This window comes from Bradyrhizobium sp. th-b2 (genome assembly GCF_000426785.1).
GTDB lineage: Bacteria > Pseudomonadota > Alphaproteobacteria > Rhizobiales > Xanthobacteraceae > Bradyrhizobium > Bradyrhizobium septentrionale.
In genome coordinates this window covers 30380-49094 of record NZ_AUGA01000016.1, presented here as the reverse complement: position 1 = coordinate 49094, position 18715 = coordinate 30380, and the positions used below count along the sequence as shown (strand labels likewise).

Below are 18715 nucleotides of genomic sequence, written 5' to 3'. Positions count from 1 at the left end.
GAGATAGACATTCAATCGGCCTAGCGTGTCTGCGCGGACAACCATGGACCGATGCATGTTTCGTGTTCTTACGTGTCTTTCAGGTGAGCATGACTGGGGGCTCGTCCTGCTCGCCGGACTGGTCTGTTTCGTTGCCAGCATCGTTGCGGTCAACATCTTCCATCGTGCAATCGCCACGCAGGCGAGGACGCGCCTGATCTGGATTGCGATCGCAGGTGCTGCGATCGGCTATGGCATCTGGGCAACGCATTTCATCGCGATGCTCGCCTACGAGCCGGGCGTGCCGACCGGCTACGGTATCGTCCTGACCGCACTGTCACTCGCTGCGGCGATGATGCTGACGTCGTGCGGCCTTGGCCTTGCCGCCAGCGACCCCAGCCGGTGGCGTGCGCCGGTCGGCGGCGCGGTGATCGGCGCCGGCATCGCCAGCATGCACTATCTGGGAATGTGGGCGCTCGAAGTGCCGGGCCATGTGGTCTGGTCGCTCGACCTCGTGGCGGCCTCCGTCGTGCTCGGCATGCTGTTCGGCTATGCCGCGCTGGCGATCGCGGTCCGCCATCAGGACCGCTGGATGTCGCTCGCTGCGGCGCTGTTGCTGACGCTTGCGATCGTGTCGCATCATTTCACCGCGATGGGCGCGGTCGAGATCGTTCCGGATCCGCTGCAGGCCCCCGCCGGGCTGTCGCTCTCTCCCGCTTTCCTCTCCATCGTGATCGCGGGCGTGGCGCTTTCGGTGCTCGGGATGAGCCTGGTCGGCGTGCTCGCGGATCGCCGCCTGGCGCTGCGCACCCGCCGCTTCGAGGAGATCATCAGCCAGCTTTCGCTGGCGCGGCAGCAGGTCGAGGCGTCGCAGAAGGAGCTGGAGGAACACAGGTTCCGGCTGGATACGGCGATCAACCACATGGGCGAAGGTCTCTGCATGTTCGATGCGGAGAAGCGCCTCGTCGTCTGCAATGACCGTTACGCCAAGATGTACCGGCTGCCGCCGGAACTGCTGCTGCCCGGCACGGCGCATCGCGAGATCATCACGCATCGGATCGCCAACGGCATCCTCAAGGGCGAGACCAGCGACAGCGCCGCGACGCAGGTGCTCGCGACATTGAATGCCCTGCCGGCGGGCGAGATCAGCAGCCGGGTCGACGAGCTTGCCGACGGCCGGCTGATCTGCGTGACGCGGCAGCCGATGACCGGCGGCGGCTGGGTGGCGACGCATCGCGACGTCACCGAGCAACGGCGCTCCGAGGCCAAGATCACCCACATGGCGCAGCACGACGCATTGACCGATCTGCCGAATCGCGTGCTGCTCAAGGAATGGATGGAACAGGCGCTCTCCGGCGCCCGGTGCGGCGGACCGAGCCTCGCGGTGCTGATGCTCAATCTCGACCGCTTCAAGGACGTCAACGACACGCTCGGGCATCCGGCGGGCGACGCGCTGCTCAAATCGGTGGCCGCGCGGCTGCACAGATGCGTCAGCGAAACCACACTGATCGCGCGGCTCGGCGGCGACGAGTTCGCAGTGATCGACTACGTCACCGATCCGGTCGCGGAAGCGGGCTTGCTCGCCGAGAAGATCAGAAAGGCGCTCAGCGAGCCGATCGATCTCGGCGATCATCGGGTCACCACCACGACCAGCATCGGCATTGCAATCGCACCGCGCGACGGTACCGATTCCGACGAGGTCCTGCGCAGCGCCGATCTTGCGCTCTACTCGGCCAAGAGTGGCGGCCGCGGCTCATTCCGCTTCTTCGAGCCGGAGCTCGATCGGCTGTTGCAGGCACGGCGCAGCCTCGAGCGCGACATGCGCAGCGCGCTCGTCAACGGCGAGTTCGAGTTGCACTATCAGCCGTTCATCAATGTCGCGAGCGGGGAGACCTGCGGCTTCGAAGCGCTGTTGCGGTGGCATCACCCGCAGCGCGGCATGATATCCCCGATGCAGTTCATTCCGCTGGCGGAAGAGACCGGCCTGATCGTGCCGCTCGGCGAATGGGTGCTGCGGGCCGCTTGCGCCGAGGCCGCCAAATGGCCCGAAGATCTCAAGATCGCGATCAATCTGTCGCCGGTGCAGTTCAGGAGCCCGGACCTCGTTCCGGTGATCGTGCGCGCGCTGGCGAACGCGGGAGTTTCGCCTGACAGGCTCGAGCTCGAAGTCACCGAAACGGCGATCATCCAGGACAGCGAGGCGGTGTTCGCGGCACTCAGCCAGCTGCACGATCTCGGGGTGCGGATTGCGCTCGATGATTTCGGCACCGGTTACTCGTCGCTGAGCTTTCTGCAGAAGTTTCCGTTCGACAAGGTCAAGATCGACCGCAGCTTCGTGTCCGAACTCGCCGGCGCAACCGACGAGTCGCGCAGGATCGCGCGCGCGATCGTTCGATTTGCCGTCAGCCTCGGCAAGACCACGACGGCCGAAGGCGTCGAGACCAGGGAGCAGTTCGACATCCTCCGCGCGGACGCCTGCGTGGAAGTGCAGGGCTTCCACTTCAGCCCGCCAGTGCAAAGCGAGAAGGTCGCGCAAATGATCGGTGGGCGGATCATGGCATCCGCGCAACGCCCGGCAGTTCGATTGGCAATGGCGGGCGCCGCCTCCTGACTGCCGGACCGCGGCAGCGAACCGGGTCCGTGAGGCGTAAGGCCGCAGCAGGCGATCAAAACCGGATTGCGCGTGGAGACCAAAGCGGTTTTCGCGACCGTTAGAATACCTCTAAAGCCAGCCCGCAAACGCGCTTGCTTGACTTGGCAATCACCTCAGTTTTGTTCACGCATGTGCTCCGCGCGAGGGCGTTGCGGGCATGATCGAAAACGGAGGGGAGATGCGCGTGAAAGTGATTTTGAGTGCGGTGCTCGCAGCTTGTGTTCTGGGGCTGATGGGATCGGCGGCACTCGCCGACGGCTACAAGAATTGCACCAAGCTCGACAAGGCGTCGTGGAAGCCGGCAAGCGATGCCGAAGCCAAGGCCAAGGCTGCCGGCTACGAGGTGCGGCGCTCGAAGGTCGAGGGCTCCTGCTACGAGGTATACGGCGTCAAGGAAGGCAAGCTCTACGAGCTGTTCTACAGCCCGGAGGATCTCAGCCTGAAGCACACGATCGCGAAGTGAAGCAGGCGCGATGATCGAGGCGGCGTCCGGTGCGCGCAGCGCGACCAGCGTGCAGGTCTGGGACCTGCCGCTGCGGCTCTGGCACTGGGCGCTCGCCATCCTCGTCCTCGTCGCATGGGTGACGCCCAGCGCCTATGACCGGCTTCACCGGCTGGCGGGCTATGCCGTGATCGGACTACTGGCGTTCCGGCTGATCTGGGGCTTTGCCGGCACCCGCTACGCGCGCTTCGGCAGGCTTGGCGTCCGGCTGCGCGCCGCGCCGCGCTACATCTGGAATCTCCGCCGCGGCATCACCGGGCGCTATATCGGGCTCAATCCCGCGGGCACCGTGATGCTGGTGACGCTGCTGCTCCTGCTCGCGGTCTCGGCGATCACGGGCGCGATGGAGGTCACCGTCACCTTCTTCGGCGTCTGGTGGGTCGAGGACACCCACGCCTATGCCTCCGATGCCGTCCTCATCCTGGTCGCCCTGCACGTGCTCGGCGTCATCGTGGTGGGGCTGCTGCAGCGTCAGAACCTGGTGCGCGCGATGTTCACCGGACGCAAGCAGCTTCGCAATCGCTGACGTGGAAGGCTGCCGGGACCAAGGCTCGTTGTTTGAGCATGATCTCCGCGCAAGCGCGGCGCGCTTGCCGCGAGGGAAAACCGCTTCGCACTTTTCCGGATCGTGCTCTATTGCACCGGCGGATCGCCGCTGGTGCGCTTCTTGGCGAGATCCATCTCGGTGACGGCGATCAGGATTTCGGCGCGGGTCTTCAGGTCGGGCGCCTCCAGCATGGCCTGCTTCTCGGCCGGGCCATAGGGCGACATCATCGCCAGCGCGTTGACCAGCGCCTCGTTGGGCGCGGACTCGATGCCCTCCCAGTCGACCTTCAGATTGTTGGCTTCGAGGAAATCGGCGAGCACCTCGAGCAGCGCCTTGCGGTCGACGGCGTCCTCGCCCTTGCGCGCGGTGAAGTCGCCGGTGAAGGAGAAGAAGTCGACCTTGCACTGCCGGTACGGCGTCTGCACGGACAGCTCCTCGACCACCTTGAAGCGCGCGACGCCGGTCAGTTCGAGGATGTAGCGGCCGTCGCCGGATTCGGCGAGCTGGGTGATGCGGCCGACGCAGCCGATCCGGAACAGCACCGGCCTCGCCTCTTTGTGCGAATGCGCCACGTCGGGCTGGATCATGCCGATCAGGCGGTGGCCGTCGCGCAGCGCGTCGTCGATCATCGCGAGGTAGCGCGGCTCGAAGATGTTGAGCGGCATCTGGCCGCGCGGCAAAAGCAGCGCGCCAGGCAGCGGGAACACCGGGATGATCTCCGGGAGCTCGCCGGGCCCGCGATATTCGGCATTGATCGGCATCTGCGGTCCCGCTGCTGTGACGGGCGTGCGTTACGAGAACAGGATCGTCGACAACCGCTTGCGCCCCTCGACGGTTGCCTCATCGGTGCCGCCCCACGCCTCGAAGAACTGCACCAGCTGCTTGCGCGCGCCGTCGTCGTTCCACTTGCGGTCACGCTTGACGATCGCGAGCAGTTGCTCGGTCGCCTCGGAGCGCTTGCCCGCCGCATTGAGCGCGGTCGCGAGATCGAATCGAGCCTGATGATCGAGCGGGTTTGCGGCGACTTTCTGTTCCAGCTCCGCGATCGGTCCGACCGACTGCGCCTGCTCGGCGAGATCGATCGCCGCCTGCACCGCCTTCACCGCGGCATCGTTGCGCTTGGATTCCGGCACCATCGCCAGCGTCTGCTTGGCCTGCTCGACCGCGCCGGTCGTCATGTAGCATTTGGCGAGGCCGGCCAGCGCCGCGATGTTGGTGGCGTCATGCGCCAGCACCTCGGCATAGATCTGCGCCGCCGCTTCGGCGTCGCCCTCGGCGAGCACGGCGTCGGCCTCGGCCAGAATCTCCGCGAGATTCGGCTCGCCGGCGGCGGGCACGCCCTTGGTGATCTTGTCGATGAAGGCGTTGACCTGGCTCTCCGGCACCGCGCCCATGAAGCCATCGGCGGGCTGGCCGTTAACGAAAGCGATCACGGCCGGGATCGACTGGATGCCCATCTGGCCGGGGATCTGCGGATGCTCATCGATGTTCATCTTGACCAGCTTGACCCGGCCCTTGGCGTTGCGGACCGCCTTTTCCAGCATCGGCGTGAGCTGACGGCAGGGACCGCACCAGGGCGCCCAGAAGTCGATCATAACCGGCTGGCGGCGCGACTCCTCGATGACGTCCTTGACAAAGGTCTGGGTCGTCGTCTCCTTGATCAAATCGGGCGCTGCCTGGGGCGTGGGGCCGCCCTGCTCCATTATCGTCACGTTGTCCTCACCTGGTCTTCTGAGGTCGGAAATCCGGGGGCGTTCTAGCACGCTCCGCACGGCACGTTCAGCCGTTCTGTCAGGCTAGAGCATGATCCCGGAAAAGTGGGAACCGGTTTTCCGAAGATCATGCCCATAAATGGCGGTCGGCCAGCAAAATTCAATCGCTTGGCGTCCGTCCTGTTCCATCGGAGATCGGGTGGGTTCGCGCTCCGGCCAGGCCGATCATGGCAACCCTTCAGGGCAACGGGGGGCGCCCATGGCAAAGGCCTATTACAGCACCGTGTTCGAGTAGCCGGCCGGCGAGGTCTGGAAAATCATCCGCGATTTCAACAATTACCCGGTCTGGGCCCACGGCGAGGGGGTGAGCGAGATCGAGCAGGGCAAGTCCGGCGATACGGTCGACGGCGATCGCGCCTTTATCGAATGGTCGGCGGTGTTCGATTGCGACGCCGACCGCCGCGCTGGCCCGGACGCTGGCCGGCTGGTTCGAGAGCTGGCTCGAATTTCTCCGCGACAGGACGGCGGTCTGAGACCGGTTCCCGCCAATACGCGAAGAATTTATCGCGCCGGCCGGGTTTTCGGCCGATTCGAGCTCAATTTTTAAGGAAACCGTGCGATTTCGTGAGGTCCGGACTGCGCTCTTGTGTTGCATTCACAGACAGCATTTGGCATAGGTCTGCCGTTGTCGGCGAGCGATCGCCGCCAGTTCGGATGCGGGTGTAGCTCAGTGGTAGAGCACGACCTTGCCAAGGTCGGGGTCGAGGGTTCGAGCCCCTTCGCCCGCTCCAAACTTTCTCGCTGACCGAGCTGACAGCCTGATGAAGCCCGCCCGTCACAGCGGGCTTTTTGCTTGTCAGGCGGTGCCGGCGCGCGAGGTTTTGCGCCGACATCGCGCCGCTCCGGCGGGCCCGTCATTAACCGTCAAACGATGCATTCTCAAAACTGATAGAAATCTGTGGTTGTGTCGGCGTTGAAATGGCTGCCGCTCGCCTTCCGATGCGGCAAGCAAGTGCATGATGTCGATCAGCCGGACGCCAGATCCCGTCTTCAACCGCCGCCTGGCACGCGCAAGCGTGGCAGTGCTGGTCGCGCTCGTCGGCAATTGGGCATCGTCGCCGGTTTCGGCACAGCAATTGCCGAGCGACTCGGCGTATACCGCGGCGTCCAGCTTTGCTGCCGCGCCGGAATTTGAGCCCGCCGAAGAACGCCGGCGGCCGCGGGTGTACATCACGACGCGATCAGGCGGCGGCCGGCAGAACTTCTGCGTCAGGACCTGCGACGGCCGCTTCTTCCCGCTGCCGCGCGTGAGCGAGGCGGCCAATGTCGGGGCATGCGAGGCGGCCTGTCCCGCCGCCGAGGTGAAGCTGTATTCCGGCTCCGACATCGACAGCGCCATGACCGAGCAGGGCGAGACCTACAAGACGCTCGCAAACGCATTTCGATTTCAGCGCGAGATCGTGCCGCAATGCTCATGCCGCACCGGCGCAACGCTTGGCCTCTCGCCGATTGCGATCGAGAACGATTTGACGCTTCGCACCGGCGACATCATCGCCGCCGATGACGGCTTCAAGATCGCGGCGATCTCCAGCGGGCAGAAGCGCAGCGTGCTGTTCAGGCCGTTGTCGAAAGCGAACGCGCAGGCGCTCGGCCTGGCGCGGATCTCGTCGCGATAGAACGGTCGCGAGCGTTGGCGTCGTTTGAATATTGCGTGCAGTGCAGAACGGCTGCAGGACAGTCGGCTTTCGTTCGCACGTTCCCAAGGAATTGTTGCAATCAACAGCTTTGACATCTTTAGAAACGACAGCGGCTGTTGACTTGCCCAAAATCCCTCGCTTAGATTGCTTCCAGATTATTTTAGTATTTTTCTAATCATTGCATAAGGGGTGGGACATTTCGCATTTCCTTGCCGCTCCAATCCGCCTGAACGGCCCCGATTGGATTTCCGTCACCTGATCAGCTCGACGCACTGACTGAGCCCGGCAGCTTTTCCGCTGCTGTATGGCTTTCGCATTTTTTTGCTCTCGAGCGGTTCGTTTCGGCTGATCTCGCCGATTTCGCACGCCGATTTCGTCTGCTGATTTCTGAAGTCTGCCGACTACTCGCATTGCACAGCAACAATTGATCACGCGAAGGGGGTTACTATGGGAACATTCTCCGGCACATCTGGCAACGACACGGTTACCGGCACGCCTAACGGTTCGAACACCAACGACACGCTATCCGGGCTTGGCGGCAATGACACGCTGATCGGCGGCGATGGCGCCGATTCCCTGGACGGCGGCACCGGACAAGACTTCGCGTCCTACATCGACTCGGGCACCGCGGTTGTAGCAAGCTTGGCGAACCCGGCTGTCAATACGGGTTTCGCGGCCGGGGACACCTACACCTCGATCGAAGGCCTGATCGGCAGCAACTTCAACGACACGCTGACTGGCAACGGAAACACCTCTTACCTGCAGGGCGGATTGGGAGCCGACTCGATCATCGGCGGTTCTGCCAACGACTACGCCGACTACGCCAACGCAAGCGCCGGACTTGAGGTCGACCTCGCCGATCCCACCCAGAACACCGGGGAAGCCACAGGCGACACATATGTCAACATCGCCAAGATCAGAGGCTCGGCGTTCAACGACACGCTGATCGGTGACGCCAACGGTAATACGTTGCGTGGCGGCGCCGGCGCCGACGTGCTCAACGGCGGCGGCGGCTTCGACTTTGCGTCCTATTCCGACTCGGGCGTTGGGATCACGGCAGACCTGGCAGACTCGTCCCAAAATACGGGCGAAGCCGCCGGCGACACGTACATCTCCATCGAGGGCCTGCGTGGCAGCGACTTCAATGATCATCTGATCGGTGACGGCAACATCAACCTTCTGCAAGGCGGTCTCGGTGCCGATACGCTGGATGGCGGTGCAGGCTTCGACTACGCCGACTATTTCAACGCCACATCCGGCGTCGTTGCTGATCTGGCCAACTCCTCCCTGAATACGGGGGAAGCCGCCGGCGACGTCTACATCTCGATTGAAGCGATCAGAGGAACCGCATTCAACGATACGCTGATCGGCGATGCCAACACCAATTTCCTGCGCGGTGGCACCGGCGCGGACTCGCTCGACGGCGGCGCAGGCTACGACTATGCCGACTATGGCAATGCGACCACAGGCGTTCTCGTCAATCTGGCAAACCCCGCGGCCAACACCGGCGAAGCAGCCGGCGATACGTTCACCTCGATCGAAGGCATTCAGGGCGGTGCCTTCAACGATACCCTGATTGGCGACGGAGGTAACAATAACCTGCGCGGCCAGGCCGGCGCCGATTCGCTCGACGGCGGCGCAGGCTTTGACTTCGCGGATTACGGTAATGCTGCGACGGGAGTGGTTGCAAGTCTCGCAACTCCGGGCGTCAACACCGGCGACGCCGCGGGCGATACCTATACCTCGATCGAAGGTATCATTGGCTCGGCGTTCAACGACACCCTGACGGGCGATGGGGGAGACAACAATCTGCGCGGCGGTGCTGGTGCCGACGTGCTGGACGGCGGAGCCGGCAATGACGTTGCGGAATATGTCAACGCCACCGTCGGCGTGCTCGCCAGCCTCGCGAACCCGGCCTCAAACACGGGCGAGGCTGCCGGGGACACCTACACCTCGATCGAGGGACTGAGAGGGTCGAATTTCAACGATACCCTGATCGGCGACGGCGGCGACAATCTGCTCGACGGCATCGGCGGCGCCGATTCGCTCGTCGGCGGTTTGGGCAACGACATCTACATTCTCGACAATGCCCTCGACGTCATCACCGAGAATCCGGGAGAGGGCATCGACACCGCGGTCGTCACCGGCGCCTTCAACTACACGCTGGCTGCCAACGTCGATAACCTCGCGATTTCGACCTCTGCCAATGTTTCGGGCACCGGCAACGGGCTCGCAAATTTCATGACTGGCGGCTCGGGCAACAACACCCTGGACGGCGGAATTGGCGCCGACACCATGGCCGGCGGGCTCGGCAACGACACCTATTACGTCGACAATGCCGGCGATGTGGTGACCGAGAACAGCGGCGAAGGCACCGACACCGTTCACACCACCATCACCTATGGCCTGACCGCAAACGTCGAGAATCTGATCCTGGACGGATCCGGTAATCTCACTGGCAGCGGCAACGCATTGAACAATGTTTTGACGGGCAATGCCGGCAACAATTCCCTCTATGGCAACGACGGCAACGATACCGCCTACGGAGGTGCCGGAGCTGACGTCCTCGTTCTCGGCAACGGCGATGACTATGGCGATGCCGGCGATGGCAACGACTACATCTACGCCGGCGCGGGCAACGACGTTCTGATTGGCGGCACCGGACTCGACGTTTTGCTCGGCGAGGACGGCAATGACGTGATGTATGGCGGTGCCGGCTTCAACTATCTGTTTGGCGGTGCCGGCACCGACACCTTGATCGGCTCGGGAGGCACCGGTGGAAGCGACGTCAATGTGATGTTTGGCGGAGACGGCACCGACTTCCTCTATGGCGGGAACAGCACCAACTACTTCTACGGCGGCACCGGCGTCGACACGATGTACGGCGGCTCGGGCCTGAATATCTTCATCTCGTCGGGCGAGACCGACGGCAACCTCATCTACGGCGGTTCGGGCCAGAACTACGTCTATGGCTCCAACGGCGGCGATACGGTGACCGGCGGCAGCGGCGTCGACGTGTTCCTGATGGGCACCGGGGCCGACAACATCAGCGGCGGCGGCGGCGTTGACTATGCCTGGGGTGGCGGTGGCGCTGATACATTCAACATCAGCGACACCAGCCAGGAGGTCATGGTCGTCCAGGACTTCAATACGGGCGGAGTAAATGACTTCGTCAACTTCGCGGGTACATCGCTGCATTCGTTCGCCGATGTTCAGGCCGCAGAGACCTACGTTGCCGGGATCAACACCACGATCATTACCGACGCGGCCGGCAGTGCGGTTTGGCTGATCGGTGTCGCGCCGGGACAGCTCGACGCCAGCATGTTCAAGTTCAGCTGAGGGCTTTTGCCCTGATCCGTTGAGCTTGACGGCCACACGCAAGAAAGAAGGCCGCCCCTCGAGGCGGCCTTCTTGATTCCGGATGCGATCGCGATCGCCGCTCACGAGCGTTAGGTTCGTTCGAATATTACGCTGCAGTGCGGAATGCCTTGTTCTCAGGCAGCCGGCGCAGGAAAATTTCGTCTCAATTTGTTTTGACCGCAGTGCACCCTGATCCATGCGCTTTTCAGCGTCGTTGGATGTGCTACCATTTTGCGGTCTGACCTACCTCACAGACCGCCACCATCATCTCTCAGGGCGTTCAAAATCAATAACAGGCAAGCTGCAACGGCTTGCATAGGGGAGTGACGCGATGAAATCGGCTTTCAATCGATCAGTTCTTGCGTTCGCGGCGATTGCGCTGCTGGCGGGGACAACCTTCGCTGGTGCACAGCAACAAACCGACAAGAACCGTGCGTTGAAGAAGTACGAATCCGGCACCAAGGAATTCTGGACCCATCCGCCGGATGACTGGTTCCTCGGCGACGAGACCGAAGCGCAGAAGGGCCTGGCCCCGCCGTCCGGTCCGCCGACCGGCGCCTCCGATGCCGAACTCGCGGCGATGATGAAGAAGATCAAGCTGCCGCCGGGCTTCAAGATCGAGGTCTATGCCTCGAACGTGCTGGCCGCGCGCCAGATGGCCTGGGGCGACAAGGGCACGCTGTTCGTCGGCTCGTTCGGCCTCGGCAACGTCTATGCGATCAAGGACAACAACGGCAAGAAAGAGGTCAAGACCATCCTCAAGGGCCTCAACATGCCGACCGGCCTGGCCTTCCAGGATGGCTCGCTCTACGTCATCGCGGTCGACAAGCTGATCAAGTATGAGAACGCCGAGGCAAATCTCGACAAGCTTGGCAGCGGCAAGGTGGTGTATGACGACATGCCGTCCTACGCGGCGCATGGCTGGAAATACATCGCCGTCGACAAGGAAGGCTGGTTCTTCATTCCGTTCGGCCCGCCCTTCAACATCGGCGTCCCGCCGACCTCGGTGTCGCAGATCCGCCGCGTCGATCCGAAGACCGGCAACGCGGAAATCTATGCGCTCGGCGTGCGTAACTCGGTCGGCGGCGACGTCGATCCGCGCACCGGCAAGTACTGGTTCACCGAAAATGCCCGCGACTGGATCAGCGACGATCTGCCGAGCGACAAGCTCAACATGATCTCGAAGATCGGCGAGCATTTCGGCTATCCCTATTGCCACCAGGGCAACCTGCCCGACACCAAGTTCGCGATGGGCCACAAGTGCTCGGAGTTCACCCCGCCGGTCTACAATCTCGGCGCGCATGTGGCTCCGCTTGGCATGAAGTTCTATACCGGCAGCCAATTCCCGGCCGAGTACAAGAACAGCATCCTGATCGCCGAGCACGGCTCCTGGAACCGGCATAAGTACCAGGGCGGCCGCATCGTGCGGATCACCGCGAGCCCCGACGGCAAGAACGCCAAGCAGGAGATCTTCGCCGACGGCTGGATCCAGGGTGACCAGGGCTATCTCGGCCGTCCCGCCGATATTCTGCTCGACAAGGATGGCTCCATCCTCGTCGCCGACGACTGGGCCGGTGCGATCTATCGCATCAGCTACAGCAAGAAGTAGCGGTTGAACCAATGCGGGGCTGCGGTGGCCGATCAGGCGGCCGCAGCCCCGTTCACGTGATTCGGCAAGCCAATGACGGAACAGACCCGTCATGCCCGGACTTGATCCGGGCATCCATCCAACAAGAATCCTCAAGCAAGCACGATGGATCGCCGGGTCGAGCCCGGCGATGACAGCCGGAGAAACTGACATGCGAGTTGCGTCGTTTGGAGTTGTAGCAGCGGCGATTCTCCTGATCTCGTCCGCCCAGGCCGCCGACGTTGCCGCCGGCAAGGAGAAGGCCGAGATTTGCGCCGGCTGTCACGGCGACAACGGCATCTCGCAGACCGAGAACATTCCCTCGCTGGCCGGCCAGCTCGACCAGTACATTCAATGGCAGCTTGTGTTCTTCCGCGCCGGCGCGCGCAAGAACGAGCAGATGCAGCCGATCGTCGAGCAGCTCAACAACGAGGACATCCGCAATCTCGGCGCCTATTTCGCCTCGCTGACGCCGTTCAAGGGTAGCAAGGACGACAATCCGGAATTGTCCGAAAAGGGCAAGCAGGCCGCTGCCGGCCGTCGCTGCGCCTCATGCCACACCGACACCTATGTCGGCACCAAGGCGGTCGCCCGCATCGCCGGCCAGCGCGAGGAATATCTCGTCAAGGCGCTGCACGATTACAAGTCGGGCGTACGCTCCGGCGGGGCGCAGGCCGCGATGGCCGACGTGGCGTATCCGCTGAGCGACGAAGAGATCACCGCGCTTGCGCATTATCTGGCGCATTTGTAGTCCAAGTATCGGTGTCGTCCCTGCTCCCGTGCGCAATTGCGCACTGGGCAGGGACGACACCAGTTGTGTTACGCCTGCCGCTGCTTCTCATACGCCTTGAGATGCGTGTAGGCGGTGCGCAGCTTCGGCACCGGGATCTTGGCGGCATCGGCGCGGACGATCAGGTCGCCGATCACGTGATCGGCCTCGACCGGCAGCCCCGCCTTGATGTCGCGGAACATCGATGCGGTCATCGGCGATCCCTCGGTCGTCAGAAGCCCGCGGGTGCGCTGGAAGAACGGGCCGCCAGGCCCATGGCCGGCGTCGGCCGCGATCGCGCTGCATTCGTCGAGGATGCCGAGCAGGAAATCCTGGCCGCCGGGCGCCGCCAGGATGTTGCCGACCGAGGTCCGCATCAGGCTGGTGGAGGCGGCGAGCGACGCCAGGAACACCCACTTCTCCCACATGTCCTGCATCACGTGCTCGCTGGCGCTGGCGCCATTGATCGCGGAGAAGCTCTCCGCGATCGCGCGCACCCGGTCCGAGATGCCGCCCGCGCGTTCGCCGAAACCCAGCGACTGCATCGGCTGCAACTGCACCACCTCGCGCTTCTCGTTCAATGTCGCCGCGATCGCACAGAGCCCGCCGAGCACATGGGACGCGCCGAACTTCTTGTCGAGCGCATCGAGATGCAGCATGCCGTTGAGCAGCGGGATGATGGCGGTCTTGTCGCCCACGGCGGGCGCAAACGACTTGATCGCATCCTCGAGATCGAACGCCTTGCAGCTCAGCAGCACGACGTCGAATTTGTTCGAGAGCTTGTCGGCCTGCACGGTCGGCGGATTGTTCAGCGTGACATCGCCGTTCGGACTCTTGATCACGAGTCCGGCCGAGGCGAGCTCGGAGGCGCGGCTGGGGCGGACGAGAAAAGTGACGTCGCGGCCGGCCTGAAGCATCCGGCCGCCGAAGTAACCGCCGATCGCACCGGCGCCGACCACGAGAACACGCATGGGAATTTGTCCTTCTTTGTTGTTGCCCGGGGTAGGGGCGAATAGCTGACGGGGTGTGGCGAATAGATAGGGCCGCTATTCGCTACCCGCTATTGTTCGTCCGCTCATCTCACTTTCCCGACACCAATTCCTCGACTTCGCGCAGCTGTTCCTTGCCGAAGAAGATCTCGTTGCCGACGAAGAAGGTCGGCGAACCGAACGCGCCGCGCTCGACGGCGGCCTGGGTGTTGGCGATCAGCTTGGCCTTGACGTCCGCGTCCTGCGCGCGGGCAAGCAGCTTGGCGCCATCGAGGCCTGAGGACGTGAGGGCTTTGGCGGCGATCTCAAGGTCGTCCATCTTCTTCGGCTCGACCCACATATGATGGAAGGCGGCCTCGATGTACTTCTCGAACACGCCTTCGAGCTGGGCGGCGACCGCCGCGCGCATCAAATTCAGCGTGTTGACCGGGAAAAACGGGTTCCAGGTGTAGGGCTTGACCTTGAAGCGCTTGAGGAAGCGTTCGGTTTCGATCTGCTGGAACTCCGGCTTGTTCTTGACGCCCGCCAGCGTCTCGGCCGGCGACTTGTTGTTGGTGGCCTTGAAGATGCCGCCAAGCAGGATCGGGACATATTCGAATTTGACGCCGGTGCGCTGCTCGATCGCCGGGATCGCCTCATGGCTGAGGAAAGCGTTGGGGCTGCCGAAATCGAACAGGAATTGTGGATTTGGGCTCACGGCGGTCTCTCCCACGACGTGTCTAGTTTGGGCTTGTTTAGCATGAGCCCGCTGTCGCAGGCTCCGCCGGTAGAATATGATACTCATCATGTGAGCCGCAGCGCGCGATGTCAAATCAGACGCGTGATGGTTTGCTTGCGCCATACCAGGACGTAATAGGCCATCTGCAGCACGAACATGGTTGCGAAGGTGACGGGATAGGCGATCCAGATGCCGCTGATGCCGACGGCGCGGCTGAGCAGGATCGCAACCGGCACCTCGACCAGCGTTATGGCCAGGATCGAGATGAACAGCGGTATCCACACCGTGCCGCCGGCGCGCATCGCGCCCGAAAACACTGTCGCCATGCCGAACAGCACCATGCTCCACAGCACGATGTACAAAAGCTGCTGCGCGAGCGCGAGCACCGCGCCATCGACGATGAAGAAGCCCATCAGCGGCCGCGCAAATAGATAGCCGAGCACGACCAGTCCGCCCGTCAGTGCGAGGTTCATCTCGATCCCGGTCCTGACGATGGCGCCGACCCGGCCGGAATCGCCGCGGCCGATCGCCTGCGCGCCGAAGATCGACACTGATATTGCGATCGAGATCGCCGGAAACTGCACATAGCCGATCACCTGGTTGACCGCGCCATAGGCTGCGGTGGCGTCCGAGCCGAAACCGTTGACGAGGCCGAGCAGGACCAGCTCGGCGAGCGAGACCACCACCATGCCGATCGCGGTCGGAATGCCGAGCCGCAGCACGATGCGCAGCAGCGCGCCATTGGGCCGCACGGCACGCAGGAACGCCGCATCGAAGGCGAGAGGGTGTCGGTGCCGCAACATGTGGACATGCAGCCACAGCAGCGTGACGACGCCCGAGACGGCAGAAGCGACGGCGGCGCTCGCCACGCCGAGCATCGGCAGGCCGAGCCAGCCGCGGATCAGCGCCGGCGTCACCACGAGACCGACGATCGTCGACACCGCCAGGGCGAGCAGTGGCGTCACGGTGTCACCGACGCCGCGCATCATGGCCGCGAGCAGCAGGAATGCGAAAGTCACGGCCATCGTGATCATCATGATCCGTGCATAGGACACCGCGGCATCCAGAACGTCCGGCGGCGTGGCGAGCGCGATTAGCAGCGGCCGCGCGAACAGGCCGCCTGATATCGCGATCGCGATCGCGAGCGCCAGCAACAGCGTCACGGTCATGGTCGTACCGGCGACCGCCTTCACCCGGCCGGGCTCGCGGGCGCCCCAGGCCTGGCCGATCATGACGGAGGCGCCGGCGCTCAGGCCGATCACGAAGGAGATGAAGAAGAACATCACCGGGAAGAACACCGACGCAGCGGCGAGCGCGTCGACCCCGATCATCTGGCCGAGATAGACGCCGTTGATGGTGCCGAACAGCGACTGCAGCACGTTGCTCAGCAGCATCGGCGCGAGGAACGACACGAAGGCTTTGCGTAAGGAGGGAGGCTTGGACACTTTCAACTTCCAAAGAATTGGAACAATCACGAATCGCCGATCCGCCGAGTGCCTGTTATTCTCGCGCGAAAACGCGCTAGTGCGCTTGATCGCTATAGGCGAGCCTGACCGCGTGATCGCGGATGTCGGCCGGCCAGTCCGCGATCAGCGTCGCAAAGCGGCGCCGGTCGTGGGCGAACAGGGCGCGGATCGCGTCCTCGTAATGCGGCCGGTTGCCGGCCATGACAGTCATGAAGCGATAGGCGGCATCCTGCGCGCTGCGGGTCCGGTCCTTGTCGCCGCTGGAGCGCCGCGCCTCGTCGATCAATTTGCGGATCGCAACCGACGCGCCGCCCTTCTGCTGGGCGAGCCAGTCCCAGTGCCGCGGCAACAGCGTGATCTCGCGCGCGACGACGCCAAGCTTCGGACGTCCCGGGCCGCGCGGCGCGACCGGTGCGGGCGGCTCCTCGTCGAGCGGAGGCGCCGGCTTCGGCAGCCGCGCCAGCACATCGTCGATCGAGCCGCGGAAATCGATGTCGATCAGCGCCGAGGTGCGGCCGTTGAACACCAGGACAGCGGCGTCCTTGCGCCGATCGAGCAATTGCTTGGCGGCGCGTGCAACCTCGGGGAGGTCACCGGCCCCGATGCGACGCTCGCCTTCGAAGGCGACATAGGCAGGATTCATGGTAGACCTCTCCGATTGCACTGTTATTTCAGAGGACGCTCATGCTGACGGTTCATCATCTCAACAATTCCCGCTCGCAGCGCGTGCTGTGGCTGCTCGAGGAGTTGGGGGTGCCTTACGAGATCGTGCGCTACCAGCGGCAGCCCGACATGCGGGCGCCGAAGGAGCTGCGCGCGATCCATCCGCTCGGCAAGTCGCCCGTCGTCACCGACAATGGCAACACGATCGCGGAATCCGGTGCGATCCTCGAATACATCATCGCGACCTACGGCAATGGCCGCCTGATCCCGCAAGCCGATACGCCGGAGCGGCTGCGCTACACCTATTGGCTGCACTATGCCGAGGGCTCGGCGATGACGCCGCTGCTCTTGAAGCTGCTGTTCACGCTGATGCCGAAGCGCGCGCCGGCGCTGTTGCGGCCGCTGGTGCGCAAGGTGTCCAATACGGCGCTGTCCACGCTGGTCAATCCGCAGATCAAGCAGCACATGGCCTATTGGGAAGGCGAACTCGGCAAGAGCGAGTGGTTCGCCGGCAGCGAATTCTCCGGCGCCGACATCCAGATGAGTTTTCCGCTGGAAGCCGCCGCGGCGCGCGGCGGGCTCGAGGACGGCCACCCCCGGTGCGTTGCATTCCTCGAGCGCATCCACGCGCGCCCGGCCTATGCGCGGGCGCTGGAAAAGGGCGGGCCGTACCAGGTCGGTCGATAAATCCGCGGTCATGGCGATGTTTTATCCGGGTGTAATTGCTTTGTCAATAACACCCGGGTATAACCAGTCTGTCGATACGACAGGAGCCGCCATGAAGACCGAGGACCGCAAGCTCGCCATCGCCGACTACAAGAAGCGCGCCGCTATCGCCGGCGTGTTCGCGATCCGCTGCCGCGCGACCGGCGAAGTCTGGGTCGGGCAGGCGCTCGATCTGGAGAAAATCCAGAACCGCATCTGGTTCACGCTGCGGATGGGGAGCCACCGCAATGCGGAGCTGCAGCGCGCCTGGGCGGCGCATGGCGCTGACAATCTCTCGCTCGAAACGCTGGAGCGGATCGAGGACGAGGAGCTCGCCTATGTGCGCGAGACGCTGCTCAAGGAGCGCGTGCAGCACTGGCGCGCGCAGCTCAAGGCGTCCGCGGTCTAGCCGCGTTTAGCGCGATGTCTGCGCGCCGCCGGCTGACGGCAGTGCCTGCACGGTGACGCCCGGCGGCGGCACGTCGTCGTCGGGCACGAAGAAGTCCGACATCAGCGGCACCGAGGGATCGACGCGGTAGCGTTCGAAATCGCGCACGCCGTTAGCGTAAAGCACCTTGTCGTCGATGCAGAAATGGCCGGTGAATTCGCGCGACGGCCGCGTGACGATCGCATAGGCCGCATCGCCCATGATCTCGGGCGTCCGGCTGGCGCGCATCATGGCGTCGCCGCCGAGCAGATTGCCGACCGCGGCGGTTGCGATCGTGGTGCGCGGCCACAATGCATTGACGGCGACGCCTGAAGATTTCAGCTCGCCGGCCAGCCCGAGCACGCACATGCTCATGCCGAATTTCGCCATCGTGTAGGCGGTCGAGTGCTCGAACCATTTGGTCTTCATGTCGAGCGGCGGCGACAGCATCAGGATGTGCGGGTTCTCCGCCTTCTTCAGATGCGGGATGCAGTATTTCGACACCATGAAGGTGCCGCGGGTATTGATTCCCATCATCAGGTCGAACCGCTTCATGTCGGTCGCCTGCGAGGTGGTCAGGCTGATGGCGCTGGCATTGTTGATGCAGATGTCGATGCCGCCGAATTCGCGGACCGTCTGCTCGATCGCGTCAATCACCTGCGCCTCGTCCCTGATGTCGCAGAGCACCGGCAGTGCCTTGCCGCCGGCGGCGCGGACGTCGTCGGCGGCGGTGTAGATCGTGCCTTTCAGCTTCGGATGCGGCTCGGCGGTCTTCGCCGCGATGGCGACATTGGCGCCGTCACGCGCGGCGCGAAGCGCGATCGCCAGCCCGATGCCGCGGCTCGCACCCGAGATGAACAGCGTCTTGCCTTTGAGCGATGTCATGAGAATGGCCTCCAGT

Annotated in this window: 17 protein-coding genes and 1 tRNA gene; 11 read left to right on the top strand and 7 right to left on the bottom strand. The window is 63.7% G+C overall.

All coding sequences use genetic code 11. From position 1 onward, the window contains the following. The first annotated feature begins 55 nt into the window (after positions 1–55). From K359_RS0119960 to K359_RS0119950, 3 genes are all read left to right on the top strand, one after another. Positions 56–2590, top strand: coding sequence for an EAL domain-containing protein (locus tag K359_RS0119960; RefSeq protein ID WP_035976811.1), 2535 nt, complete (start codon positions 56–58; stop codon positions 2588–2590). A 220-nt stretch (positions 2591–2810) separates the two neighbouring features. Further along, positions 2811–3095, top strand: a complete 285-nt coding sequence (locus tag K359_RS0119955; RefSeq protein ID WP_156928573.1) for a PepSY domain-containing protein — start codon at positions 2811–2813, stop codon at positions 3093–3095. A 10-nt stretch (positions 3096–3105) separates the two neighbouring features. Further along, the gene (locus K359_RS0119950) at positions 3106–3660 is read left to right on the top strand and encodes a cytochrome b/b6 domain-containing protein (protein WP_029080929.1); all 555 of its coding nucleotides are present in this window, start codon (positions 3106–3108) and stop codon (positions 3658–3660) included. A 107-nt stretch (positions 3661–3767) separates the two neighbouring features. Here K359_RS0119950 and K359_RS0119945 read toward each other — a convergent pair whose 3' ends face one another. Further along, positions 3768–4442 carry an LON peptidase substrate-binding domain-containing protein gene (locus tag K359_RS0119945; RefSeq protein ID WP_029080928.1) on the bottom strand — a complete coding sequence of 225 codons (675 nt, stop codon included), beginning with the start codon at positions 4440–4442 and terminating at the stop codon, positions 3768–3770. Positions 4443–4472: 30 nt separating this feature from the next. After that, entirely contained in the window at positions 4473–5393 is a 921-nt protein-coding gene (trxA, locus tag K359_RS0119940) for a thioredoxin (RefSeq protein ID WP_029080927.1), read from the bottom strand. Positions 5394–5757: 364 nt separating this feature from the next. On the opposite strand from trxA, the gene K359_RS64475 reads away from it, so the two are divergent. From K359_RS64475 to K359_RS0119910, 6 genes are all read left to right on the top strand, one after another. Beyond that, positions 5758–6000: a hypothetical protein gene (locus K359_RS64475; protein WP_029080926.1), complete on the top strand. Its 243-nt coding sequence runs from the start codon at positions 5758–5760 to the stop codon at positions 5998–6000. A 109-nt stretch (positions 6001–6109) separates the two neighbouring features. Beyond that, positions 6110–6184, top strand: a tRNA-Gly gene (locus K359_RS0119930). 225 nt (positions 6185–6409) lie between these two features. Next, positions 6410–7069, top strand: a complete 660-nt coding sequence (locus tag K359_RS0119925) for a DUF2865 domain-containing protein (protein ID WP_245284667.1) — start codon at positions 6410–6412, stop codon at positions 7067–7069. 468 nt (positions 7070–7537) lie between these two features. Next, positions 7538–10429 carry a calcium-binding protein gene (locus tag K359_RS0119920; protein ID WP_029080924.1) on the top strand — a complete coding sequence of 964 codons (2892 nt, stop codon included), beginning with the start codon at positions 7538–7540 and terminating at the stop codon, positions 10427–10429. 352 nt (positions 10430–10781) lie between these two features. Continuing rightward, positions 10782–12059 (top strand): sorbosone dehydrogenase family protein, encoded by a 1278-nt coding sequence (locus tag K359_RS0119915; protein WP_029080923.1) that lies wholly within the window; start codon positions 10782–10784, stop codon positions 12057–12059. 190 nt (positions 12060–12249) lie between these two features. Continuing rightward, positions 12250–12828: a cytochrome c gene (locus K359_RS0119910; RefSeq protein ID WP_029080922.1), complete on the top strand. Its 579-nt coding sequence runs from the start codon at positions 12250–12252 to the stop codon at positions 12826–12828. 68 nt (positions 12829–12896) lie between these two features. Here K359_RS0119910 and panE read toward each other — a convergent pair whose 3' ends face one another. From panE to K359_RS0119890, 4 genes are all read right to left on the bottom strand, one after another. Continuing rightward, on the bottom strand, positions 12897–13817 hold the full coding sequence (panE, locus tag K359_RS0119905) for a 2-dehydropantoate 2-reductase (RefSeq protein WP_029080921.1): 921 nt from the start codon (positions 13815–13817) through the stop codon (positions 12897–12899). A 109-nt stretch (positions 13818–13926) separates the two neighbouring features. After that, positions 13927–14532, bottom strand: a complete 606-nt coding sequence (locus K359_RS0119900) for a 2-hydroxychromene-2-carboxylate isomerase (RefSeq protein ID WP_029080920.1) — start codon at positions 14530–14532, stop codon at positions 13927–13929. A 110-nt stretch (positions 14533–14642) separates the two neighbouring features. Further along, positions 14643–15947 carry an MATE family efflux transporter gene (locus K359_RS0119895; RefSeq protein ID WP_051346225.1) on the bottom strand — a complete coding sequence of 435 codons (1305 nt, stop codon included), beginning with the start codon at positions 15945–15947 and terminating at the stop codon, positions 14643–14645. Between the two features lie 127 nt (positions 15948–16074). After that, positions 16075–16662 carry a DUF2239 family protein gene (locus tag K359_RS0119890; RefSeq protein WP_029080918.1) on the bottom strand — a complete coding sequence of 196 codons (588 nt, stop codon included), beginning with the start codon at positions 16660–16662 and terminating at the stop codon, positions 16075–16077. 41 nt (positions 16663–16703) lie between these two features. Here K359_RS0119890 and K359_RS0119885 point away from each other — a divergent pair, with 41 nt between their 5' ends. Then, entirely contained in the window at positions 16704–17369 is a 666-nt protein-coding gene (locus K359_RS0119885) for a glutathione S-transferase family protein (RefSeq protein ID WP_029080917.1), read from the top strand. 91 nt (positions 17370–17460) lie between these two features. Beyond that, positions 17461–17796, top strand: coding sequence for a GIY-YIG nuclease family protein (locus tag K359_RS0119880; protein ID WP_029080916.1), 336 nt, complete (start codon positions 17461–17463; stop codon positions 17794–17796). Positions 17797–17802: 6 nt separating this feature from the next. Here the strand turns inward: K359_RS0119880 and K359_RS0119875 are convergent, their stop codons facing one another. Beyond that, positions 17803–18699 carry an NAD(P)-dependent oxidoreductase gene (locus K359_RS0119875; RefSeq protein ID WP_029080915.1) on the bottom strand — a complete coding sequence of 299 codons (897 nt, stop codon included), beginning with the start codon at positions 18697–18699 and terminating at the stop codon, positions 17803–17805. Positions 18700–18715 lie beyond the last annotated feature (16 nt).